The sequence below is a fragment of the Stenotrophomonas sp. 3(2025) genome (assembly GCF_052665395.1).
In genome coordinates this window covers 216859-239538 of record NZ_JBQOIF010000001.1, presented here as the reverse complement: position 1 = coordinate 239538, position 22680 = coordinate 216859, and the positions used below count along the sequence as shown (strand labels likewise).

Here is a 22680-nt window from a genome sequence, read left to right as displayed (position 1 = left end):
ATGAGCAGCAACGTGACCGCAAAGGTGGTGGACCGTGCGCAGCACGCCATCGACCCGGCCGAAGGCATCGCGGCGGTGTCCGCCCCGGCATTCGGCGGCATCGATGTGTTCATCGGCAAGGTGCGCGACTTCAATGTGGGGCGGCCGGTGACCGGCATCACCTATGACCTGTTCGAACCGCTGGTGCTGAACGAGATCCAGCGCGTGGCGGTGGAGATCGAGGCGACGTTCGGGCCGAGGCTGAAGCTGTATGTGGCGCATGCCAAGGGCCGCCTGGGCATTGGCGATGTGGCGGTGGTGGTGGCTGCGGGCAGCCCGCACCGTGATGAAGCGTTCCGCGCGTGCCGGCAGTTGATCGAGGCGGTGAAACACCAGTGCCCGATCTGGAAGCAGGAACATTACGAGGACGGCGACAGCGAGTGGAGCGAAGGCTGCACGCTGTGCCACGCCGATGGTGAACCCGCGCATGATCACCTGTGACGCCAGTAGATCCACGCCATGCGTGGATGGCGCCATCCCCTCGCGCCCGGCAGGAGCAGCCACGCACGGCGTGGTCGGGTTTCCCGCGTGAAAACGCCCATTGCCGGCATCGTGCTGGCCGGCGGCCTGTCCAGCCGGATGGGCCGCGACAAGGCGATGCTGCCCTGGCAGGGGCGCACCCTGTTGGAGCACATGCGCGGCATCTTGCGGCTGGCCGGGGCAGACCGGGTCTGGGTGAGTGGACGCTATCCGGCGTTCGGCGGTGTGCCGGACCAGATCACGCGCTGCGGGCCACTGGGTGGCCTGTACAGCGTGGCGATGCAGATGCCTGACGGCCCGGCCTGGGTGGTGCCGGTGGATACACCCCGGTTGACCCCGGAGCTATTGCAGCAGCTGCGTGAGCGCCATCGCGGCGCTTGCACGATCTTTGACGGGCATCCGCTTCCGATGCTGTTTAATGTAGGCAATGAAAGCCGCACGATCCTCGAAACCATGATCCACGACCCCCTCGGCCCGCGCTCCCTGCAGGCCCTGCAACACCGGCTGGACGCGCAGACCCTGCGCCTGGCCCATGCCGATGAAGGCGTCCTGGTCAACTGCAATACCCCCACCCAATGGGAGGACGTTGCCTCATGAAGGTGCAGTTGCAGGACCAGACAATGCGCTTGCGCCTGGACGAGGCCGAGCTGGCCACGCTGCTGGCCGGTGAAACGGTGGAGAACCTGACCCGATTCGGTGGCAGCGGCGGTTGGGGCACGGCCGTTTCGTTGCACGGCGGCGAAAGCGCTGTGCTGCTCGACAGCGGCACCGATTGCCGCCTGGTATTGCCCCGGTCTTCCGTGGAGGACCTGGCTGGGCGCCTGCCATGCCGCGATGGCCTGGCCTTTGCGCTGTATCTGGACGACGGCACCACGCTGCAACTGCAGTTCGATGTGGATGTGCGCGACAGCGTGCGCCAGCGCGGCGCAGGCCGGCGCGGCACGTCACCAGCGGCGTGACCCGTGCAGTGCACGGAAGGCGATGGGGCCGTGCCGTATGATGGAGGCTTCCGTTCGAGCGTTGCCGTGATGTCTTCGATTCCGTCCCCTCAGCCGCGCCCCGGCCGGGCCACGCCGAATCCTGCCGCCGCCGATGATGGCGACGCGCTGCATTTCTGCAGCACCTGTGCCTTCTCCGATGCCTGCATGTCGCAGGGCTATGACAAGACGGCGCTGGGCGAACTGCATGTGCTGGTCGACCACGTCGGGCCGTTCCATGCGGGGGAATACATCTTCCGTGCGGGTGAGGCCTTCGATTCCATCGCCGCTGTGCGCGCAGGCATGGTCAAGACCTTCGTCGACGACAGCCAGGGCAACGAGCAGGTGCTGGGTTTTGCTCTGCCGGGCGAGGTGATCGGGCTCAACGCGATTCACGGTTCGCGCTTCCCCTGCAATGCGGTGGCACTGGATACGGTGCACCTGTGCCGCATTTCGTTCCCCAAGCTGAGCCTGCTGGCCACCCGCATGCCGGGGCTGCAGGCCAAGCTGTTCAGCCTGCTCAGCGCGGAGATCGGCAAGGTCGCCACGCTGGCGGCCAACCACCGCACCGAGGAGCGGATGGCGGCGTTCCTGCTGGATATGTCGGCGCGTTATGCGCGGCGTGGTTTTTCCGCGACCCGCTTCAACCTGACGATGGCCCGCACCGAGATCGCCAACTACCTGCGGATGGCGCCGGAGACGGTCAGCCGGGTGCTGCGGCGGCTGAGCCATGAGGGTGTCATCGCAGTCAACCAACGTGAGATGCTGCTGCTGCAACCCGAGCGGCTGGCGGCGCTGGCCGTGGCCAGGGATTCCGAACCGGATTGAACACGGCCAAGGAGCCGATATGAAGACGCTGGGCGTGTTGTTGCTGGGGATGGTGGCTGCGCTGCCAGCGTGGTCGGCCGAACTTACGGTGTCGGCGGCATCGAGCCTTACCGAAAGCTTCCGCGAGCTGGGCGCAGCCTATGAGAAGGCGAACCCGGGCAGCAGGGTCGACTTCAACTTTGCCGCTTCCGGCGTACTGCTGCAGCAGATCGCGCGCGGCGCACCGGTGGATGTGTTCGCTTCGGCCGATGAGGCAACGATGGACCAGGCTGCGCAGCAGAAGCTGCTGGCGGCTGGTACGCGTGAGGTCTTCGCGGTGAACGCGTTGTGGGTGGTCGTGCCACCGCAGGCGAAGGCGCCGCCGCGCGCACTGGCCGATCTGGCGGGTGCCGGCGTGCAGCGCATTGCACTGGGCAACCCGGACAGCGTACCGGTGGGCCGCTACGCGCAGGGCGCGCTGCAGGCTGCCAAGCTGTGGCCGGCCGTGCAGGGCAAGGTGATCAGTACGCAGAACGTGCGGCAGTCGCTGGATTACGTGGCGCGGGGCGAGGTGGATGCGGGGTTTGTCTACGCCACCGACGCGCAGGCCATGCCTGATCGCGTGCGGCGCGCGTTCCAGGTTCCGGTTGCTGGACGCATCGCCTATCCGCTGGCGGTGGTGCAGGCCAGCACGCAGCCGGTGGAAGCCAGGCGCTTCGCGGCGTTCGTGCGCTCGGCGCAGGGCCAGGCGATCCTGCACAAGCACGGGTTTGGCAAGCCCTGACGGATGGACCTGGACTGGAGCGCACTGGGATTGTCGTTGAAGGTGGCCGGCTGGGCCACGGCGATCAATCTTGTTGCCGGCGTGGCACTTGGCGCGCTGCTGGCGCGACGGCGCTTTCCCGGTCGGGAACTGCTGGATTCGATACTGACCCTGCCGATGGTGCTGCCGCCGACGGTGCTGGGCTATTACCTGCTGGTGTTGATCGGGCGCAATGGCCCGATCGGCGCCTGGTTGCAGTCGTGGTTTGGCATCAACCTGGTATTTACCTGGCAGGCGGCGGTGATCGCTGCTGCGGTGGCGTCGTTTCCGCTGGTGTTCAAGCCAGCACGCGCTGCATTCGAGGAAGTGGATGGCCAGTTGGAGCAGGCCGCGCGCACGCTGGGCGTGTCCGAAGCGGCGGTGTTCTTCCGCATCACCCTGCCGCTGGCATGGCGCGGGATTCTGGCGGGCCTGCTGCTGGCGTTCGCACGGGCGATGGGTGAGTTCGGCGCCACGCTGATGGTGGCCGGCAGCATTCCGGGCCGCACGCAGACCTTGTCGATCGCCATCTATGAAGCGGTGCAGGCTGGGCAGGATGGCAAGGCCAATGCGCTGGTGATCCTGACGTCGGTGGTGTGCATCGTGATCCTGCTGCTGGCCGCGCGGCTGGTGGGGGGGCGCCGTCGGGAGCTGCGCGATGTGGCTTGACCTGCAGGTGCGGCGGCGATTGCAGGCGTCCGGCCAGACGTTCGAGCTGGACGTTGCACTGCAGTGCACGCAGCGGCAGGTGGTGCTGTTCGGGCCTTCCGGTGCCGGCAAGAGCCTGACGCTGAAAGCGGTGGCCGGTCTGCTGCGCCCGGAGCATGGGCATGTGCGCCTGCACGGGCAGACACTGTTCGATGCGGGAGCGGGGGTCGATCTGCCACCGCAGCGTCGTCGACTGGGTTACGTGTTCCAGGACTACGCGCTGTTTCCGCACCTGAGCGTGCGCCAGAACGTGGCGTTCGGGCTGCAGCGGGGCTGGTTGAATCCACCGCGCGTCACCCGTATCGAGGCAGTGGAGCAGTGGCTGCAGGCATTCCGGATCGAGCACGTGGCGGATCTGCTGCCGTCGCAGGTATCGGGCGGACAGCGCCAGCGCACGGCGTTGGCGCGTGCACTGGTGACCCGGCCGCAGGCGTTGCTGCTGGACGAACCGTTCGCAGCGCTCGACCACGACCTGCGCCAGCACCTGCGCCAGGAACTGGAAACCGTGCTGGATGAAACCGGTATTCCGCTGCTGCTGATCAGCCACGATCCGCAGGATGTGGCGGTGTTCGGCCAGCAGGTAGCGCGGGTGGTGGACGGGCGCGTCGTCGGCGGATGACGCGCGGCGGTCATGCCGGGCCATGCCCGGCGGACACCGGCACGCTGTGCATCCACGTGGGTAGTGCCGGCCGCTGGCCGGCAGCGTCGTAGCGCCAACAGCAGCCGGCCAGCGGCCGGCTCTACCCGAAGGACGGTTCAATACAGCTCGCAGTGGGTGCGGCCCTCTCCGCGCAGGGCATCCCAATGACCCTCACCGCCGATCGCGTCGATGGCTTCGCGCACCGCACTTTCCAGGTGGCTCTTGTTGCCACACAGGTAGATGTGGCCGCTACGGGCCAGCACATCCCGCAGCTGCGTGGCCTGCTGCTGCAGCACATGCTGCACGTAGACCTTCTGCGCAGCATCGCGCGAGAACGCCGTGTGCAGACCAGCCAGTACGCCACGCGCCTGCCAGTCCTGCAGCTGCTCGCGGTACAGGAAGTCATGCTCGCGGTGCTTCTCGCCGAACACCAGATGGACCTCCCGCGCGTCGCCGGTGGCCTGCAGTTCCTGCATCAGGCCCATCAGCGGCGCGATGCCGGTACCGGTGCCGACCAGCAGCAGGGGCGCGTCGCCGCCTTCGGGCAGGTGGAAGCCCGGATTGGAGCGGCAGTACACACGCGCCGTGTCGCCGCCGTGCAGCAGGCTGCCAGTGGCGGTGCCGAAGCGTTCGCGGCCACGCAGGGTGTAGCGCACTTCGCGTACACACAGGCTCAGCTGGTCATCGCGCGGATGCGAGGCAATCGAGTAGGCGCGCGGCAGGCAGGGTGAGAGCAGCTCGCGCAATCGCGCCAGCGGAACCGACTGCGGGGTGGCGTGGTCCTGCAGCACGTCCAGCAGGTCCAGGCCATGCAGGTAGGCGTCCAGTTCGCGTTTCTGGCTGATCTTCAGCAGGCTTTTCAGTGCGTCGCTACCCCCCAGCCTGGCAAGTTCGCGCAGTACACCCTTGCTGAGCAGGCGCAGTTCGCGGTCGCGCAGCGCGTCAGCGGCGCTGGAATCGGCATACCAGCTGGCCAGGGCCTGCAGCAACGCAGGATCGTTTTCCGGAACCAGATGCAGGGTATCGCCGGCCCGGTAGGCCATGCCGCTGCCCGCGATGTCCAGCTGCAGGTGCCAGGCGGCCGGGGTGCTGTGACTCAGTCGGCGCCGTTCGACAATGCCGGCGGCGAACGCGTTGTCTTCGCCGTAGGCCGTCACCTGCAGGCGCAGGTCCCGGCCCGCGGTCGCATCACCGCCCAGTACCTGGCCCAGCACCGGCCGCCACTGCTGGAAGAACTGTTCGTAGCCGAGGTCGGCGTCGACACGGTGCAGCAGTGGCTGCGCCTGACGATCACTCAACGCTGCATCCAGCGCCTTGGTGAAACCGCAGAAGCTGGGGTAGCCGGTATCCCCCAGGCCGAACACCGCGTAGCGCAGTCCGGGCAGGGCGGGCGCCTGTCGCAGCGACTCGAAGAAGCGCTCGCCATTGGCCGGTGGCTCGCCGTCGCCGAACGAGCTGGAGATGGCCAGCAGCACATCGCCGTGGCCGAGGCCGGCCACATCGATGTCATTGAACGGCAGGACCTGCGGTCCATGCGGCTGCAGTTCCGGGTCCGCACCCAGGCGTTGGGCCAGGGCGCGGGCGTTGCCCGACTCGGAGGCGAAACCCACCAGCAGCCGGCTGATGGGCCTGCGTGTGGGAATGGCGTTCACGCAGCCTCGTAGAAGTCGTCGAACTTTTCCTTGCTGAACTCGACCAGGTCGTAGTTCTGCATCAGGTCGTTCACCACGCGGCGGATGCTGATGTACGAGGTGATGTTGCCATCGGCGTCGAACAGTGGCTGCACGGTGGTGTCGACCACGTAGAGCACGCCGCCCTTGCCAAGGTTGGGGACGATGCCGGTCCAGGTCTTGCCGGCCTTGATGGTGTCCCACATGTCCTTGTAGACGGCCTTGGGTACGTCCGGATGGCGCACGATGCTGTGCGGCTGGCCGATCAGTTCCTCGCGCGCGAACCCGGTGAGCGTGCAGAACAGGTCGTTGGCATAGGTGATGTTGCCCTGCAGGTCGGTGGTGGAGATCACCATCACGTTCTGCATGGCGTTGAGCAGCTGGGCGTTGTCGGGGGTGTAGTAGCTCATCGCAGGTCCTTTGGATGCCGGTGACGCCGGCGTATTGGGTTCCTGCATAGAGATACGCGCCCGTGGCGTGGGGCGGATTGATATAGGTCAAGCGTGCGCCCGGAGGGGGCTGCGACCGGCTGTCGCAGGGAGGGGCGGCGCTAGTGGGCGATGGCGGGGAACCCGATGGTGTGGTAGCAGTGCCGTAGCAGTGCGCGCCCTTCTTCGTCATCGCGTTGGATACGATCCCTGCTGAAGAATGCCTGCAACGACTGGCCCATCGTGTTGCCGGCATTTCCAGAGCGCCGTGCTGCCGCCGGCAGCAGGCTGTCAGCGCGGGGATCATGGCGGCCGGGTAGCTGCTCGCGCCGAAGCTCACCTTCAATTGCCAGCAGCGCACATGCCCCGGCGAGGTAGGCCTCCGGTTCCCGGTGCGCTCCCCATCGACGCTGGCCTGCCATCGCCGTGGCGATATGGTGGAACTCGTGTGCGGTGGTGGAGACTACGCGCGCACGCAGTGCAGCAGCGTCGTCGCCAGCGGGAAACCAGAACGCCACCACCAGTTCTGGTCGGACTGGCCTGGCAGGTTGTTGCCAGATGCTGCCGCCGTCGCTGACGATCGTGACCTGGTAACGGACCGGTGTATCGTTCAGGCCTGCGGCATGGAGCGGTTGTCTCGCGGCGTGCGCGGCGGCAGTGCATAGATTCACTGCCTGGTCAGTGGATAGGCTGGGTTCAACCCAGCGCACCATCACGTCGATTGTTTCCCATTGGCAAGTGAGCGAGTGTGTCGTCTGCTCGGAACTCTCCTGGCCGCGCAGTACCGATGCGGTGCCAACGCTCAGCTGCGAGGGCGCTCCGCGCAGGCGCGTGGCAAACCCTCCGTCCGCGCCGACACTATCGCGCGTGGGAATATCGAGGGTATTGCACGCACTGGCGCAGAGCAGCAGCGCTGCTGCGCCCGTGGCGTGCCGCAACCAGGATTCCATCTACAGGAGATCACCCTTCCAAGGCGGTGGATGCATCCTTGCAGACGCCCCGGCGCACGCACAATCAGACGTGTTGCATAGGGAAGCCGACGGTCGGCGCCGGTTGTCCTCTGGCGCTCACCCCATCACATACCGCAGCACAGCCGCCGATACCACGCCGATCAGCACCGTCGGCAGCATCGACAGCCGTGTGGCCGCAAGCAACGTGATCGCCAGTGCAGCCAGGTCGGCCGGCTTGTCGGCCACGAAGTCCGGAGCGATCACCGAGATCAGCACGCAGCCCGGGGCGGCTTCCATCACCGTCACCGCGCGCTTGCCCAGGGTGCGGTTGCGCAGCGCGAGGAAACCGATGATGCGGGTGAGATAGGTGGCGGCGGCCATCAGGATGATGGTCAGCACCGAGGTCCAGTGGATCAGGCCGTTGAAGATCATGCGGCGTCCTCGGCCAGCAGCCACGCAGCGGCCAGACCGGCCAGCGCGCCGCTGGCGACGTACCAGGCGCCGGGCACCAGCAGGTAGGTGCCCGCTGCCACCACCAGGCTGACCAGCCATGGCCGGGCGGCGCGCATGCCTTGCCACATGCCACGCAGCAACACCAGGAACACGGCGGGGAAGGCCATGTCGAAGCCATAGGCGTGGATGTCACCGAGCAGTGGGCCGACGATCGCGCCCAGCGCGGTGCACAGTACCCACACGGTGTACAGGCCGGCCGACACGCCAAGGTAGTAGGACAGGCTGAAGCCCAGTGCGCGACGGCGCGCATCGGCCACGCCCAGTGCCCAGCTTTCATCGCACATGAAGAACAGCGCCGGCAGCACGCGACGGCGCGGCAGGTGCTGCAGCAACGGCGCCAGGCTGGCACCCATCAACAGGTGGCGGCTGTTGACCAGCGCGGTGATCGCTACGATCAGCGCGATGTGTGGCGGCGAAGTCCACAGTTCGACCGCGGCGAATTCAGACCCACCGGCAAAGTTGAGGCCGGTCATCAGCGGCACTTCCAGCGCCGACAGGCCCTTCTGGGCGGCTTGGGCACCGAGCACCAGGGCGAAAGGAATGAAGCCGATCATCACCGGCACGGCGGCGCGCAGGCCGCGCAGGAATTCGGCGCGCGGTGCGGTGTCGCACGCGGGATCAGGCAGGGGCAGGGTGGTTCGTGCGTCCATGGATCAACAACGGGTGCGGGTGGCCCATGCTAACGGTCCGATCACGAAATCGGGTTGCGTTGATGCCATTGAGTCGACGGAATGTGGAATATCATGCGGTCATAGGCCTGATGGGTGAAATTTCATGCAGTACCAGCTCGACAACCTGGATCGCCGCATCCTCGACGCCCTGCAGCGCGATGGTCGCCTGCAGAACCTGGAGCTTTCGCGACAGGTGGGGCTGTCGCCGTCCGCCTGCCTGCGCCGGGTCCGCCTGCTGGAAGAGGGCGGCTACATCGATCGCTACGTGGCCCTGCTCAACGCGGCCAGGATCGGGCGTGGGTTCACGGTGTTCGTCCGCGTATGGCTGCGCGGCCAGGATGAAGACACCACCAACCACTTCATCAACAGCATCAAGTCCTTCCCGGAAGTGCTTGAATGCCATCTGATGGCGGGCGACTGCGACTTCCTGCTGCGGGTGGCCGTGGCCGACCTTGATGCGTACCGGCAGTTCCAGATACAGCACCTCAACCGGATCGCCGGGGTGCAGAACACCAAGACCGAAATCCCCATGCAGCGGATCAAGCAGACCACTGAACTGCCGGTCTGAACGGCCCGGCGCGTCCCCTGCGCGCCGCCGTCATCGCAATGACACGTGACGCCGCTACGGTTTGACCCGCTTGCCGGCCGTGCGCAGGTCGACCCGCCTGGTCGCACCGCGCTGCGCCGCTGCAGCTGATGTCGCTGCCGAGGGTCATGTGTTCTACGTCAGGGGGCTGAATGGACAGCATGCGATCAGACGTTGGAGGGTGGCGGCCGCCGCCGGGTTGCTGTTCGCCTTCGCTGCCGCCGCACAGGACGACATCCGCGCCTATGACATTCCCGCGCAGCCGCTGGAACAGGCGGTCGAGCGCTTCAGCGTCGTCAGCGGCTGGTCGGTGATGTATCCCGGCGACCTCGGCACGGGACGCAGCAGCCATCCGCTGCAGGCCAGCCTGCCGCCACTGCAGGCGCTGCAGGTGGTGCTGCAGGATACCGGTGTCGAGGCCGAGCTGATCGGCGCGCAGCGCGTGGTCCTGCGCCGCGCCGCACGCGCCGCTGCCGAGGCCTCTGCGACCGGTGTGGCCAGCGACGTTGGGCTGCGTCGCCGTTTCGGCGACCTGCAGCAACGGCTGCGCACTGCGTTCTGTGGCGACCCTGACCTTGCGCCTGGCGCCTATGCGGCGACGCTGCGCTTCCGCATTGCCAACGACGGCCAGGTGCAGGAACCCGAGCTGCTTGCCGGCAGCGGCAGCACCCGCCGCAATGCGCGTCTTCTGAAGACGATGCAGGCGCTGCGACTGGACGCCGATGCTGCCGCGCTGCCGCAGCCGGTGACCCTGCAGATCCGTCCTTCCAGCGCGGGCCACGACTGTGGCCGGCGCCCGCCCCAACCATGACGTCAAGGAATCGAACATGAGCAACAGCACGGCTGGGGCGGTGGACCTGATGGACCATCTGCTGGGCGCGTACGACGAACTGAAGCGCCGCCTGGTGCGCAAGCTGGGCTCGGAAGAGCTGGCCGGCGACGCGCTGCAGGACACCTGGATGCGCCTGAGCACGCGTCGCGATCGCCTGGACCCGGTACAGAACCCCGCCGCGTACCTGCTGCGCATGGCGATGAACACCGTGATCGACCGACAGCGCGCCGACCATCGCCTGCTGAGCCTGGAAGAAGTGGATACGTTGATGGACATGGCCGATCCCGGCCCGGGGCCGGCACAGGCGGCCGAGCAGGAGATGGCGCTGGAAGACATGGTCGGCCTGCTGCAGCGGATGCCCGAGCGCCGCCGCCGGATACTGCTGGCGATCCGCGTGGACGGCCTGCAGCAGCGCGATGTGGCCGAGCACCTGGGCGTGTCGTTGCGGCTGGTGCAGCGTGAGCTGAAAGCCGCACAGGATTACCTGGCCGAACGCAGCGGGCAGGGACGGCAGGTGCGGTTCTGAGGCACGGCATCCGTCTACACTTTGACGCCGAGCAGAACCCCGCAGCGTGCGGGGACGGCAAGAGCCCTCATGGACGCTGACGATCAACCGCACCGCCCGCTCGACGCCGTGGAGCGCCAGGCCCACGCGTGGGTGGTACGGTTGACCTCGGGCGAAGCCACTGCGGCCGATGCCAGGAAATTCCGCCAATGGTGCGAGGCCGATCCCGGCCATCGGCACGCCTTTGCGCGCGCGAAACGGCAATGGGAACAGGTACGCCTGGCCGGTGAGCAGCTGCCTGCCGCTGCGCGCCAGCCGCAGCCTGCAACCCCGGCACAACGCTGGAGCCGGCGCGCATTCCTGGGTGCGGCCGTGGCGGCACCTGCGAGCCTGGCCGTGGTGGCTGCGCTGCACCCGCCACTGGGCCTGTGGCCTTCGGTGACGGCGATGACCGCCGATTTCCATACCGGTACCGGCGAGCGGCTGCAGATTGCGCCGACGCCGCACCTGAAGATCGAACTGGATACGCAGAGCAGCCTGCGCCGGCGCAGTGATGCCCAGGGTGAAGGCTTCGAGCTGGTGCAGGGACAGGCGGCGATTGAGGCCGCTGCGGGAGCGCGCCTGGCGCTGTTCGCCGGGCCGGGTTGCCTGGTGGCCGACGAGGGCGCAGCACGCCTGGATGTGCGCAACACCGACGGCCAGGTGCGCGTGACCTGCCTGCACGGCAGCGTGCGCATCGAGCATCCGCAAGGTCGCCTGCAGCTGCAGGCCGGCCAGCAGACGGTGTATGACGAGCGCCTCAGTGGTGTGGTGGCCGAAGCCGTGACGGCCGAAGTCAGCGCCTGGACCGAAGGCATGCTGGTATTCCGCCGCGCGCCACTGCGTGAGGTGGTGGCCGAGATCAACCGCTACCGGCGCGGCAAGGTGCTGCTGGGCGAATCCGCATTGGCGCGGGCGCCGGTCAGTGGTCGCTTCCGCATTGATGATCCGGATGCCGCACTGGAGCAGCTCGGGCAGACGCTGTCACTCGGCCTGCGTCGCTTTCCCGGTGGAATTGCCGTCTTGGGGTAAGACCCTGGCTGCGCGCGACGCGCACGCCCGATGCATGCATGGAGAAGCCAAGGATGCGCAACGAGACCATCGGTGTGTTGGATCTGCGCCGCAATCTGTCGGCGCTGCTGGAAACCACCCAGCGGCGGCCGCTGATGGTGCACCGCTATGGCGCGCCGTGGGTATGCGTGGTGTCCGACCCGCAGTGGCGGCAGCAGGCGGTGCTGCTGGAGTTCGAGCCACAGGACCATCCGTTGGCGATGCTGCTGCGGTTGCAGCGGCAGGCGCTGCCACTTTCGGAATCGGGAATGTTGCCTGCCGCTGCACTGGCACGTGCCTTGTTGCTGATGGCCATGCACGGCATCGAGGGTCTGGCGGCACTTCACGATCACGTGCGCTACCACCGGTTGTGGCACTGGTTCGTGGCCGCCAGCGATGCACAGATGGAGGGATGGCAGCTGCCACTGCTGCAGGCGACGACGGCGGCGCTGCTGGATGACGCGGACGCAATGCATGCGCTGGCGGCATTCGCGCAGCGCAGCGACGTTGTCGTGCTGGCCCGGCGGTGTGGCGGAGAGGCGCCGCGCCTGGACCTGCAAGCCTGCAGGCGGATGACGTTGCGGTGACATTCCCGCGATGCTGCCACGCACTGCTCAACATCGCATTCGTGCTGTCGCTTCGGCTGCCTTGCTGACGTCTTCTGCAGAGTACGACGCTCCCGCGTCGCGGAGCGCAGGCGACGCCGATGAACGACAGTCGCAGGATCAGCATGCTGGAGCTGGACCGCCACCTGAGCCAGTCGTTGGAGCAGGCACGGCATGCGCCAGTGAATGTGCAGCGCTATGGGCAGCCGTGGGTGTGGATGCTGTCCAGCGATGCCTGGGCCGATGCGGCAAGGTGGTCAGCGCTGGATGTCAGCGGCCATCCGTTGATGCTGCTGCGGCAGGCGCTGGACGCATGCCTGCAACCGTGGCCTGAAGCGGCCCTGGCCACGCTTGCGCAGGAGAGCGCGGAGGTGCGCATGGTGCAGCGTGCGGTGCTGCTGATCGCACTGTGCGCCCCTGGCAGCGTGCAGCGCCTGCACGACGATCTGCGCTATCACCAGGTGTACCGGCAATTCATCGGCTTCGATCATGGCATGGCCTGGTCGCCCCTGCAGTGCATGCGCCTGCTGCAGGCGTGTGCCGCGCCACTGCTGCAGCACTGCGTGGAGGAAACGCTTGCGCGCGTTCCGTCGTCGCTGCTGGACGCTGCCTGCGTGGCGAATGCGCGCGGTGTGGGTGATCGGCTGCAGGAACGGCCGATTTCCGCAGGATGTTTATCGTACTGACACATGCGCCGCTGACCATGGGGCGGCGGTCTCTTCCAGGATGATGAGGGCGGAACAATGGCAACGCAGATGGGTGGTCGCAGGGCTCGGCAGCAGGGCTTCAGCCTGATCGAGATCATGGTGGTGGTGGTCATCATCGGCATTCTGGCTGCACTGATCGTGCCCCGGCTGATGGATCGCCCTGACCAGGCCCGCGTGGTGGCGGCACGCCAGGACATCGCCGCACTGATGCAGGCCATGAAGCTGTACCGGCTGGACAATGGGCGTTACCCCAGTGCCGGGCAGGGGCTGCAGGCGCTGCTGAAACCGCCGCAGGGCAGCGGCGCGATGCCGGTCACGCCTTACCTCGACCGCCTGCCGGATGACCCGTGGGGGCACCCTTACCAGTACCAGAATCCCGGCACGCACGGCGATATCGATGTGTTCTCGCTGGGGGCCGACAGCAAGCCCGGCGGTGAGGCTGGCAACGCGGACATCGGTTCCTGGCAGTTGTGAGGCCGGACAATGGCACGCCGGAACATTCCAGGTACGATTGCCCGCCAGCAGGGCATGGCGGTGATCGTGGCGATGCTGGTGGTGGCACTGGTGGCGGTGATCGCCACTGCGCTGCTGACCCGGCAGGCCGTACAGCTGCGTGCGGTACGCAGCGACCAGCTGCGCATGCAGGTACGCATGGCGGTGGACGCCACGCTGGAGCGCGCGGCGCAGCAGCTGCGTGACGACGCGCGCGAGCAGTTGACTACCGTTGGCAGTGGACGCTGGGCGCGGCCGGTGCAGCTGCAGGCGCCACTGCCGGTGCACCTGCAGCTGGTGGACGCGCAGTCGAGGTTCAACCTGCGCACGCTGCTGGCTGACGGCCAGCCTGCCGCAGAGGCACTGCGTGCGTTCACCTCGCTGTGTGTGGGGCAGGGGCTGCCCCGCGCGGCCTGTGCCAGCGCCGCAACGCAGGTCCAGTCGCGCCTGCGCGATGGCGATCGGCAGGCGCGTGCACCGTTGCCACGTGAGTCGCTGATCGAGCAGGTGCTGGCAGGCGCCGATCCGGTGGCGATACAGGCACTGGCGCGGCGTACGGTGGTGCTGCCAGCGCAGACCCTGGTCAACGCCAATACAGGTGATATCGCCGTACTGCAGGCGGTTGCACCGGGGGTGGATGCCGGGCGCCTGCAGGCGCTGCTGGGCGAGCGCGATCGTGGCCACTGGCTGCTCAACCGCGGTGACATCGCCAACCGGCTGCAGCTGAGCAACGAACAGATGGCGCTGATGCCGCTGGGTATCCACAGCGAGTGGTTCCTGGCGGTAGGGCAGGTACAGGCAGACGGCGCATCGGTGGATTTCCGCGCATTGATCTGGCGCGAGTACCGTGACGACAGCGTGCGTGTGCAACGGGTATGGACAAGGATCGGTGCATGAGCCTGCAGCTGAGAGTGCGCCTGCCGGCGCTGGAACGATTGGATGGGGACAGCGCGGTTGAGTGGGCGCAGCTGCACAAGGACCGCGTGCTGGCCACGGGCAGCGACCCTCTGTCGACGCTGGGCCAGCGCTTTCCGCAGGCGAGGGTGCATGCGAGCCTTGACCCGCAGGACCTGATCCTGCTTGAGCTGCAGCTGCCGCCGCTGCCCGGGCGACGCCTGCAGGCGGCCCTGCAGGGTGAAGTGGAAGCGATGCTGCTGGATGATCTGCAGGAGGTGGCGCTGGGCCATGGCACCCAGGCGGCCGATGGCACGGTGGCGGTGGCGTGGCTTGGCCTGCAGGCGATTGCGCGCGTACAGCAGCAGCTGCAGGAGTGCGGGCTGCAGTTGCAGGCGCTGCACCCAACGCCCTTGCTGCTGCCGTGGGCGGTCGGGCAGGCCACCCTGCAGCTGTGTGGTGAGCAGGTACTGGTCCGCTGTGGCCGTGATCGTGGCTTCGTGCAGTGGTGCGGTGGGCGTGACCTGGCCTCTGTGATGCAGGTGCTGGCCGTGCGCTTGCAGCAGGCCGGGGTGCAGGCAGTGCAGTGGATCGATGCCGTGCCGCCCGCTTGGGCCGAGCGTCTGCCGGCCAGCGTGCTGACGCAGGCGGTGCAGTGCAGCGGTCCGCTGCCTGGCTGGTCACTGCCGTTGCCGGCCTCGGGTGCAGGTGCGCCACGCCTGGCCATCGGTCTTGCGCTGGCGGCGGCAGTGCTGGCTGCGCTGGGCCTGCAACTGCAGGTGTCGCGCTGGCACAGCGAGGGTGAAGCCCTGCAGCATGACATGGCGCGGCAGTTCAGCACGCACTTCCCCGAGATCGACGATGTGGTCGATCCGGTGGTGCAGGCGCGGCGGGCACTGGCGGTGCCGGCAGTGCCACGGGCACTTCCCGCCGTGCAGCAGCAGGTTGCCAGCGTGCTGCAGGCCATCCCCGAGTTGGCTGGCCAGGTTCGCAGCCTGCGCTATCAACCGGGCCAGATGGAATTGGAACTGGACGCTGACGCGCAGGTGTTGGCCGAGGACGCGCAACGGCTGGAGCGCTGGCAGCAGGCGATGCAGGCACAAGGGTTGCAGCTTGCGCACGAAGCCGGTGGCCGCTTGCGGATCAGCAGCGGGACTGCGCCGTGACCACACCGGAACTACGGCCGGCGGGCGTCATGCGCGGGCTGACGCAGCGTTGGCAGCGGCTGGCGGCGCGCGAGCGCGCGATGCTGCTGTTGATGGCTGCGGCGATAGCGGCGGCCGCACTGTGGCTGGGCTGGCTGCAGCCGCTGCTTAAGCAGCGCAGCCATTGGCAGGCTGAGCTTCCACGGCTGCAGGCGCAGGCGGCAGCACTTGCACCGCTGCTGCGCGCCCGTGAACAACAGCGGCAGGCGCAAGGCGGGCGGCCGACACTTGCCGGGCTGCGCCAACAGATCACCGCTGCCGGCCTGGCCGGCAGCCTGCATATCGAAACGCGCGACGGGCGCTGGCACCTGCAGGTACGCAGTGTGCCCGCCGATGCGCTCTGGAACTGGCTGCTGCCTCTGCTGGCCGATCCGGCCATCGAACTGCAGCAACTGCAACTGCAACGCACAGGGGACGCGAACATGCCGGCGGCACGGATTTCCGGAAACATCGTGATGGCCGCCCAGGGCGGTGGCCATCCATGAAGGCGATGCGCAGCCTGGGCTGCAGCGCGGCATTGGCACTGGTGGTGGGCCTGGCCCATCTTCCGGCGCCGGTGCAGGCGCAGGACGCCAATGGCGAACCGGTGCAGCTGAACCTGGTGGACACCGACATCGGTGGGGTGCTGCGCATGGCGGCACGCTTCACCGGCCGTCAGTTCCTGGTCGACCCCCGGGTGAGCGGCAAGATGACCGTGGTCTCCGATGGGCCGGTCAGCCGCGTGCAGGCTTACCAGCTGCTGCTGGGTGCATTGCGCATGCGCGGTTTTGCCGTGGTCGAAAGCGGGGGCGTCAGCCGGGTGGTGCCGCAGGCCGATGCCAAGCTGCTGGGCGGCCGCGTTGGCGCCGGTGGCGCGGGCGGCGAGATAGCCACGCGCACGTTTGCCCTGCGCTACGAGAGTGCCGCGGCACTGGTGGCGGTGCTGCGGCCGATGATCACCGCGGACAATCCGATCACCGCCAACCCCGGCAACAACACGCTGGTCATCACCGACTACGCCGACAATCTCGAGCGCATCGCGCGGGTCATCGCCAGCGTGGATACACCGGCCGGCATGGACACCGACGTGGTGAAGCTGCAGCAGGGCATTGCCGTGGACGTGGCGGCGATGGTCGCACCGCTGCTGGACGCGCAGGGCGCGGAGCCGGCGCAGAAGGTGGTGGTGATGGCCGACCCGCGCAGCAACAGCGTGCTGCTGCGTTCCAGCAGCCCGGGCCGCACACGCCTGGCGCGGCAGCTGGTGGAGAAGCTGGACAAGGCCCAGGACGAGTCCGGCAACCTGCACGTGGTGTACCTGCGCAACGCCCAGGCCACCCAGCTGGCCGGCGTGCTGCGGGGCGTGGTGGCAGGGCAGAGCGATGCGCCGGCAATGGGCAGCAGCGACGGCATCACTGCATTGCCGGGCGAAACCAGCCGCAATGCCAGCACACCGGCGCAGCCTGCGCAGGGCAAGAGCAAAGGCAATGCGCTGGAATCGCCGCGGCTTGATCCCGGCCGTCGCGAACCGATCGATGCCGGCAGCACCGGCTTCAGCCAGAACGGCATTTCGGTGCAGGCCGACATCGCCACCAACACCTTGCTGATCTCTGCCCCGGAGCCGGTGTACCGCAACCTGCGGCGGGTGATCGACCAGCTGGACCAGCGTCGGGCGCAGGTGCTGGTGGAGAGCCTGATCGTGGAGGTCAACCAGACCGATGCCGCCGAACTGGGCGTGCAATGGATGCTGGGCAACGGTCGCACCTTCGGTGGCACCCACTTCGGCGGCACCACCGGCGGCAGTGGGCTGAACACCACCGCGCGCACCACGCTCGACGTGCTGCCGAAAGACGGGCTGAACATCGGCGTGATCGACGGCACGATCAACCTGCCCGGCGTCGGCCAGATCCTCAACATGAAGGCGCTGGCCAACGCACTGCAGAGCAAAGGCGGCGCCAACATCCTCTCCACGCCAAACCTGATGACGCTGGACAACGAGGCGGCCAGCATCATGGTCGGGCAGACCGTGCCCTTCGTCAGTGGCCGCTATGTGACCGATGGCGGCGGTGGCAGCAACAACCCGTTCCAGACCATCGAACGCGAGGACGTGGGCCTGAAGCTGCGGGTGCGCCCGCAGATTTCCGAGGGCGGCACGGTGAAGCTGGACATCTACCAGGAAGTCAGCAGCATCGATGCGCAGAGCTCGGGCAGCGCCGGCATCATCACCAACAAGCGGGCGCTGGATACCAGCGTGCTGCTTGATGACGGCCAGATCATGGTGCTGGGCGGTCTGCTGGAAGACAGCGTCAGCCATGGCCGCGATGCTGTTCCGGGGCTGGGAAAGATCCCGGTGCTGGGCGCGCTGTTCCGCAGCGATACGCGCAAGCGGGCCAAGACCAACCTGATGGTGTTCCTGCGCCCGCACGTGGTGCGCGACCCGGCCGCCGGGCAGCGCCTGACGCGCGACCGCTACGACTACATGCGCAATGCACAGGCCGCCGCGCAGCCGGTACAGAGCTGGGCGTTGCCGGCGGTGTCGGCACCGCAGCTTCCGCCGCAGGACCTGTCGGTGCTGGGCCAGGGCAATGCACGCGATGGCCAGGGCCAGCCGCCGCAGAACGGCAGCCTTGCGGCGTTGTATCCAGCCAGCGAGAGCACTGTGCAGGTGGTGCAGTTCGCGCAGGGGCTGGATGCAGCACGTGCCACGCAGGCCGTGGCACAGGTGCGCGCGCTTGGCCTGCAGGCCTATGCCGAAACCACGCCGGGCGAAACCGGACAGCGACTGCGGGTGCGGGTGGCACGCGACCCGGCCACGCTCGACCCGGCGCTGCAGCAGCTGCGCGGGCTGGGCTACACCCCGGAACTGGTCATCGGCCCATGAGCATGGCCACGCCGCCGCCAGCGCTGCCGTATGCCTGGGTGCGCAGCCACGGGGTGATGCTGGCCGAAGCAGGCGGCGCGCCGGTCCTGCTGGGAACTGCCGAGACCGCCGCCTGGGCGGTGGCCGAACTGCGGCGCCGGCACGGGCCGCTGCCGTTCCAGGTGCTGGATGCGGCGGCCTGGCAGCAGCGGTTGGGCGAGCAGTATCGTGACGGTGGCGATGCCGCTGCGGTGGTGGGCGCGGCCGAAAGTGAAGTCGATCTCGACCGGCTGATGCAGGACATGCCCGAGGTGACCGATCTGCTTGATGCACAGGACGACGCGCCGGTGATCCGCATGATCAACGCCCTGCTTGCACAGGCCGCGCGTGACGGTGCAAGCGATCTGCACATCGAACCTTTCGAAACCCATTCGGTGGTGCGCTACCGCGTCGATGGCACCCTGCGTGACATGGTGCAGCCACGACGTGCGTTGCACGCGGCGCTGGTCTCGCGCATCAAGATCATGGCCCACCTGGATATCGCCGAGAAGCGCCTGCCGCAGGATGGGCGCATTGCGATCCGAGTGGGGGGCCGGCCGCTGGATATCCGCGTCTCCACCGTGCCCACCGGGCACGGCGAACGAGCGGTGCTGCGCCTGCTGGAAAAGGATGCCGGGCGGCTGCAGCTGCAACGCCTCGGCATGGCCGACGATACGCTGGCCACCTTCACCGGGTTGATCCGGCAGCCGCATGGCATCGTGCTGGTGACTGGGCCCACCGGCAGTGGCAAGACCACATCGCTGTATGCGGCACTGGGGCAGCTCGACAGCAGCACCAGCAACATCCTCACGGTGGAAGACCCGGTGGAGTACGACTTTGCCGGTATCGGCCAGATCCAGGTCAACGCGCGCATCGGCATGAGTTTCGGCACCGCATTGCGCGCGATCCTGCGCCAGGATCCGGACACCATCATGATCGGCGAGATCCGTGACCTGGAAACGGCGCAGATCGCGGTGCAGTCGTCGCTGACCGGTCACGGCGTGCTGGCATCGCTGCATACCAACGATGCGATTTCGGCGGTGACCCGACTGGCGGACATGGGCGTGGAACCTTTCCTGCTGGCCTCATCGTTGCGTGGCGTGCTGGCGCAGCGGCTGGTGCGCAGGCTGTGCCTGCAGTGCCGGCGTGCCGAAGTGGATGCCGAGGGCCGCACCGTGTGGCGGGCCGTAGGCTGCCCCGCCTGTGCGAACAGCGGCTACCGCGGGCGCACCGGTATCCACGAACTGTTCGTGGTGGATGAGCGCGTGCGGGCACTGATCCATGAAGGGCAGGGCGAACCTGCGCTGCGCGAGGCCGCGCGGCGCGCCGGCATGCGCACCCTGCGCCAGGACGGGCAGCGCTGGGTCGACAGCGGGGTGACTACGCTGGAGGAGATCCTGCGCGTGACCGGCGACGACTGAGGCGCGCATGGCACTGTTCGACTACCAGGCCGCCAACGCGCAGGGGCGCATCGAGAAGGGACAGCTGGACGCCGACAACGCGCGCGGCGTGCGCCAGCAACTGCGCGGGCGTGGGCTGACACCGGTACAGGTATCAGCCGCACGCAGTGCTGGCAGTGGCTGGGGCACGCGCAGGCTGTCGGCCAGCGAACTGGCCTGGGCCACGCGGCAACTTGCCAGCCTGCTGGCCGCCAGCCTGCCGCTGGAAAGCGCATTGAGCGCCGTGATCGAGCAGGCCGAACGCCCGCACGTTGCGCAGGCACTCACTGCGGTGCGTGCCGATGTACGCGCCGGCCAACGGTTGACCGTGGCGCTGGCGGCGCGGCCGCGCGACTTTCCCGCGATCTATCGTGCCCTGGTGGGTGCGGGCGAAGATTCCGGCGATCTGGCGCGGGTGATGGAGCGCCTGGCCGACTACATCGAAGAACGCAATGCACTGCAGGCCAAGGTGCTGACGGCCTTCATCTACCCGGCGGCGATCAGCCTGGTGTCGGTGGCGATCGTGATCTTCCTGCTCAGCTACGTGGTACCCCAGGTGGTGACAGCGTTCGTGCAGGCGCGGCAGACGTTGCCGATGCTGACCCAGGTGATGCTGGCGGCCAGTGCTTTCGTGCGCGCGTGGGGCGTATGGACGGGGATCGGTATCGGCGCGCTGGTGGTCGGCTGGCGGCTGGCCCTGCGGCGGCCGGAGCTGCGCCTGCGCTGGGACAGCCTGCTGCTGCGCGTACCGATGGTGGGCCGTTTCGTGCTGGGCGTGAACAGTGCACGCTTCGCATCGACGTTGGCGATCCTGCTTGATGCCGGCGTGCCCTTGCTGCGCGCCCTGGACGCCGCACGACAGACACTGGGCAATGCGCTGCTGGCGCGCTGTGCCGATGATGTGGCCGCACGCGTGCGCGAAGGTACTTCGCTTGGCGCTGCACTGAAGGTGCAGAAAGTGTATCCGCCGATCCTGGTGCATCTGGTGGCCAGCGGCGAGAAGACCGGTTCATTGGCGCCGTTGCTCGACCGCGCTGCACAGACCATCTCGCGCGAAATCGAACGCCGCGCGATGGCACTCACTGCATTGCTGGAGCCCACGATGATCCTGGTGATGGGGGGCGTGGTGCTGACCATCGTGCTGGCCGTGCTGATGCCGATCATGGAAATGAACCAGCTGGTGCAGTGATGCGCGAAGCGCATCACGGGTAGCGACGGTCCATGCCCGGCGAGCGCGCAGCGCGGCAGGCTTTCGATTCTCCACACAATCCTCCACACCTTTTCTCGATCTTCCACAGGTTTCTTAAGCGGCCTGTCATCGGCGACGGCCAGCATGTCCCTGTCGCCGCAGAGTGGGCTGGGAGGCCCTCGGCGGCAGCAGGCGTGTAGTGACCGTTCCTCCCTTGGTGTTTCACCTTCGCAGTAAACCCTTCAGGAGAAGATCATGACCAAGTACAAGACCCTGGCCGCGCTGGTTGCTGCCGCGCTGCTCGCCACTGCCGGTGCCGCTTCGGCGCAGACCGTTACCGGTGGTGGCGCTTCGCTGCCGGCCGACCTCTACAAGGGCCAGGCCGACAGCATCCTGCCGAGCAACTTCAGCTACGCCGTGACCGGTTCGGGCACCGGCAAGAAGGCCTTCCTGGAAAACAACTCGGCGCTGTTCGCGACCACCGGCACCGTGCACTTTGCCGGCAGTGACTCGGTGTTGAGCTCGACCGAACTGAGCACCTACACCACCAACTACAACCAGACCAGCAATGCCAACCGCTATGGCAACCTGATCCAGGTGCCGTCGGTGGCTACCTCGGTGACCATTCCGTTCAACAAGGCCGGCGCGGCGGTTGACCTGAGCGTGGCACAGATCTGCGGTGTGTTCTCCGGTGCGATCACTGACTGGTCGACCATCGATGCCAACCGTAGTGGCCCGATCCAGGTGGTCTACCGTCCGGAAAGCAGCGGCACCAGCGAGATGTTCACCCGCTTCCTGACCGCCGCCTGTGCACCGGAAGTGGCGGCCACCTCGAACCTGGTCGATGGCAAGTTCGCCATCAAGTCGACCTTTGCCGATCTGTACAAGCGTGATGCCAACAACAACCTGCCGGCTTTCCTTGTGGCCGCCCCGGCCACCGGTGGCAGCTCGCTGTACAACGCCGTGTACGCGCAGGCCGGCCGCATCGGCTATGTGGGTCCGGACGTGATCCCGAGCCTGACCGATGCCACCAAGGTTGCAAAGGTCAAGGGCTTCTCGCCGGACCAGGTGAGCGTGCAGGCCACCCTGGAAACCGTCGCGCCGCCGACCGGCACCGCGGCCGAGAACCCGGCCAACTGGGTGCCGGTGTTCGGCAATCCCTCGGCTGGCTATCCGATCGCCGGCTACACCAACCTGGTCATCGGCCAGTGCTACAAGGATTCGACCGTCGCCAACAGCCTGCGTGGCTTCCTGATGCGCCACTACGCCACTGACTACACCGCCACCCCGGCGCTGGTGGCCCATGCCACGGCGATCACTGACCACGGCTTCATCCCGCTGACCAAGGCTTGGCGCGATGCGATCCGCAACCGCTTCGTGCTCGCCGGCAACGCCGCCGGCCTGAACAACCCGAGCACCTGCGCTGGCATCGGCCGTCCGCTGTAATCGCGCCCGTTGCTTGCAATCTGTGTTGACCGACGCCGGCCCCTTGGGCCGGCGTCACTTTTTCGGCGAAGGTGCGGGTCGGTGCAGCGCATTGCTGTCGGCTTCATGTCACGGGAACCGTCTATCAGTGG

26 protein-coding genes are annotated in these 22680 nt (G+C 67.5%); 21 read left to right on the top strand and 5 right to left on the bottom strand.

All coding sequences use genetic code 11. From position 1 onward, the window contains the following. From ACUXVE_RS01115 to ACUXVE_RS01085, 7 genes are all read left to right on the top strand, one after another. Positions 1-480 (top strand): molybdenum cofactor biosynthesis protein MoaE, encoded by a 480-nt coding sequence (locus ACUXVE_RS01115; protein WP_222389281.1) that lies wholly within the window; start codon positions 1-3, stop codon positions 478-480. Positions 481-618: 138 nt separating this feature from the next. After that, positions 619-1116 (top strand): molybdenum cofactor guanylyltransferase, encoded by a 498-nt coding sequence (mobA, locus tag ACUXVE_RS01110; protein WP_445513682.1) that lies wholly within the window; start codon positions 619-621, stop codon positions 1114-1116. Continuing rightward, on the top strand, positions 1113-1478 hold the full coding sequence (locus ACUXVE_RS01105; RefSeq protein ID WP_093818503.1) for a hypothetical protein: 366 nt from the start codon (positions 1113-1115) through the stop codon (positions 1476-1478). The genes mobA and ACUXVE_RS01105 overlap by 4 nt, the downstream gene beginning before the upstream one ends. 69 nt (positions 1479-1547) lie before the next feature. Further along, the gene (locus ACUXVE_RS01100; protein ID WP_445513637.1) at positions 1548-2324 is read left to right on the top strand and encodes a helix-turn-helix domain-containing protein; all 777 of its coding nucleotides are present in this window, start codon (positions 1548-1550) and stop codon (positions 2322-2324) included. Positions 2325-2343: 19 nt separating this feature from the next. Then, positions 2344-3087 (top strand): molybdate ABC transporter substrate-binding protein, encoded by a 744-nt coding sequence (gene modA / locus ACUXVE_RS01095; protein WP_222389283.1) that lies wholly within the window; start codon positions 2344-2346, stop codon positions 3085-3087. Between the two features lie 3 nt (positions 3088-3090). Continuing rightward, positions 3091-3774, top strand: coding sequence for a molybdate ABC transporter permease subunit (gene modB, locus ACUXVE_RS01090; protein WP_025874355.1), 684 nt, complete (start codon positions 3091-3093; stop codon positions 3772-3774). Beyond that, positions 3764-4432 carry an ATP-binding cassette domain-containing protein gene (locus ACUXVE_RS01085; protein ID WP_445513636.1) on the top strand — a complete coding sequence of 223 codons (669 nt, stop codon included), beginning with the start codon at positions 3764-3766 and terminating at the stop codon, positions 4430-4432. Before modB ends, ACUXVE_RS01085 begins: the two co-directional genes overlap by 11 nt. A gap of 137 nt (positions 4433-4569) precedes the next feature. On the opposite strand, the gene ACUXVE_RS01080 is transcribed toward ACUXVE_RS01085, so the two are convergent. The 5 genes from ACUXVE_RS01080 to ACUXVE_RS01060 form a co-directional block, all read right to left on the bottom strand. Next, entirely contained in the window at positions 4570-6105 is a 1536-nt protein-coding gene (locus ACUXVE_RS01080; protein WP_445513635.1) for a diflavin oxidoreductase, read from the bottom strand. Continuing rightward, a complete protein-coding gene (locus ACUXVE_RS01075; RefSeq protein WP_445513634.1) occupies positions 6102-6533 on the bottom strand; it encodes a PAS domain-containing protein in 432 nt (143 codons plus the stop codon). Before ACUXVE_RS01075 ends, ACUXVE_RS01080 begins: the two co-directional genes overlap by 4 nt. Positions 6534-6673: 140 nt before the next feature. After that, complete coding sequence (locus ACUXVE_RS01070; protein ID WP_445513633.1) at positions 6674-7501, bottom strand: hypothetical protein; 828 nt, start codon at positions 7499-7501, stop codon at positions 6674-6676. A gap of 117 nt (positions 7502-7618) precedes the next feature. Then, positions 7619-7933, bottom strand: a complete 315-nt coding sequence (locus ACUXVE_RS01065; RefSeq protein ID WP_445513632.1) for an AzlD family protein — start codon at positions 7931-7933, stop codon at positions 7619-7621. Further along, positions 7930-8664 carry an AzlC family ABC transporter permease gene (locus tag ACUXVE_RS01060; protein WP_033831262.1) on the bottom strand — a complete coding sequence of 245 codons (735 nt, stop codon included), beginning with the start codon at positions 8662-8664 and terminating at the stop codon, positions 7930-7932. Before ACUXVE_RS01060 ends, ACUXVE_RS01065 begins: the two co-directional genes overlap by 4 nt. 124 nt (positions 8665-8788) lie before the next feature. Here ACUXVE_RS01060 and ACUXVE_RS01055 point away from each other — a divergent pair, with 124 nt between their 5' ends. From ACUXVE_RS01055 to ACUXVE_RS00990, 14 genes are all read left to right on the top strand, one after another. Further along, the gene (locus ACUXVE_RS01055; protein ID WP_025874361.1) at positions 8789-9253 is read left to right on the top strand and encodes an Lrp/AsnC family transcriptional regulator; all 465 of its coding nucleotides are present in this window, start codon (positions 8789-8791) and stop codon (positions 9251-9253) included. Positions 9254-9401: 148 nt separating this feature from the next. Then, positions 9402-10082: an STN domain-containing protein gene (locus ACUXVE_RS01050; RefSeq protein ID WP_445513681.1), complete on the top strand. Its 681-nt coding sequence runs from the start codon at positions 9402-9404 to the stop codon at positions 10080-10082. Between the two features lie 16 nt (positions 10083-10098). Further along, entirely contained in the window at positions 10099-10629 is a 531-nt protein-coding gene (locus ACUXVE_RS01045) for an RNA polymerase sigma factor (RefSeq protein WP_025874363.1), read from the top strand. Positions 10630-10698: 69 nt separating this feature from the next. Then, positions 10699-11679: a FecR family protein gene (locus ACUXVE_RS01040; RefSeq protein ID WP_445513631.1), complete on the top strand. Its 981-nt coding sequence runs from the start codon at positions 10699-10701 to the stop codon at positions 11677-11679. Positions 11680-11732: 53 nt separating this feature from the next. After that, positions 11733-12284, top strand: coding sequence for a hypothetical protein (locus tag ACUXVE_RS01035; RefSeq protein WP_301869290.1), 552 nt, complete (start codon positions 11733-11735; stop codon positions 12282-12284). A 119-nt stretch (positions 12285-12403) separates the two neighbouring features. Next, entirely contained in the window at positions 12404-12988 is a 585-nt protein-coding gene (locus tag ACUXVE_RS01030) for a hypothetical protein (protein WP_032951661.1), read from the top strand. 57 nt (positions 12989-13045) lie between these two features. After that, positions 13046-13483 (top strand): type II secretion system major pseudopilin GspG, encoded by a 438-nt coding sequence (gene gspG / locus ACUXVE_RS01025; protein ID WP_025874367.1) that lies wholly within the window; start codon positions 13046-13048, stop codon positions 13481-13483. Positions 13484-13537: 54 nt separating this feature from the next. Continuing rightward, complete coding sequence (gene gspK / locus ACUXVE_RS01020; RefSeq protein ID WP_222390920.1) at positions 13538-14398, top strand: type II secretion system minor pseudopilin GspK; 861 nt, start codon at positions 13538-13540, stop codon at positions 14396-14398. Next, positions 14395-15561, top strand: coding sequence for a type II secretion system protein GspL (gene gspL / locus ACUXVE_RS01015; protein WP_301864536.1), 1167 nt, complete (start codon positions 14395-14397; stop codon positions 15559-15561). Before gspK ends, gspL begins: the two co-directional genes overlap by 4 nt. After that, on the top strand, positions 15558-16085 hold the full coding sequence (gspM, locus tag ACUXVE_RS01010; protein ID WP_445513630.1) for a type II secretion system protein GspM: 528 nt from the start codon (positions 15558-15560) through the stop codon (positions 16083-16085). Before gspL ends, gspM begins: the two co-directional genes overlap by 4 nt. Then, positions 16082-18457, top strand: a complete 2376-nt coding sequence (gspD, locus tag ACUXVE_RS01005; RefSeq protein WP_445513629.1) for a type II secretion system secretin GspD — start codon at positions 16082-16084, stop codon at positions 18455-18457. The genes gspM and gspD overlap by 4 nt, the downstream gene beginning before the upstream one ends. Continuing rightward, the gene (gene gspE / locus ACUXVE_RS01000) at positions 18454-19896 is read left to right on the top strand and encodes a type II secretion system ATPase GspE (protein ID WP_222389312.1); all 1443 of its coding nucleotides are present in this window, start codon (positions 18454-18456) and stop codon (positions 19894-19896) included. The genes gspD and gspE overlap by 4 nt, the downstream gene beginning before the upstream one ends. A gap of 7 nt (positions 19897-19903) precedes the next feature. Then, positions 19904-21103, top strand: coding sequence for a type II secretion system inner membrane protein GspF (gene gspF / locus ACUXVE_RS00995; protein WP_222389313.1), 1200 nt, complete (start codon positions 19904-19906; stop codon positions 21101-21103). A 255-nt stretch (positions 21104-21358) separates the two neighbouring features. Beyond that, complete coding sequence (locus ACUXVE_RS00990; protein ID WP_445513628.1) at positions 21359-22549, top strand: substrate-binding domain-containing protein; 1191 nt, start codon at positions 21359-21361, stop codon at positions 22547-22549. Positions 22550-22680 lie beyond the last annotated feature (131 nt).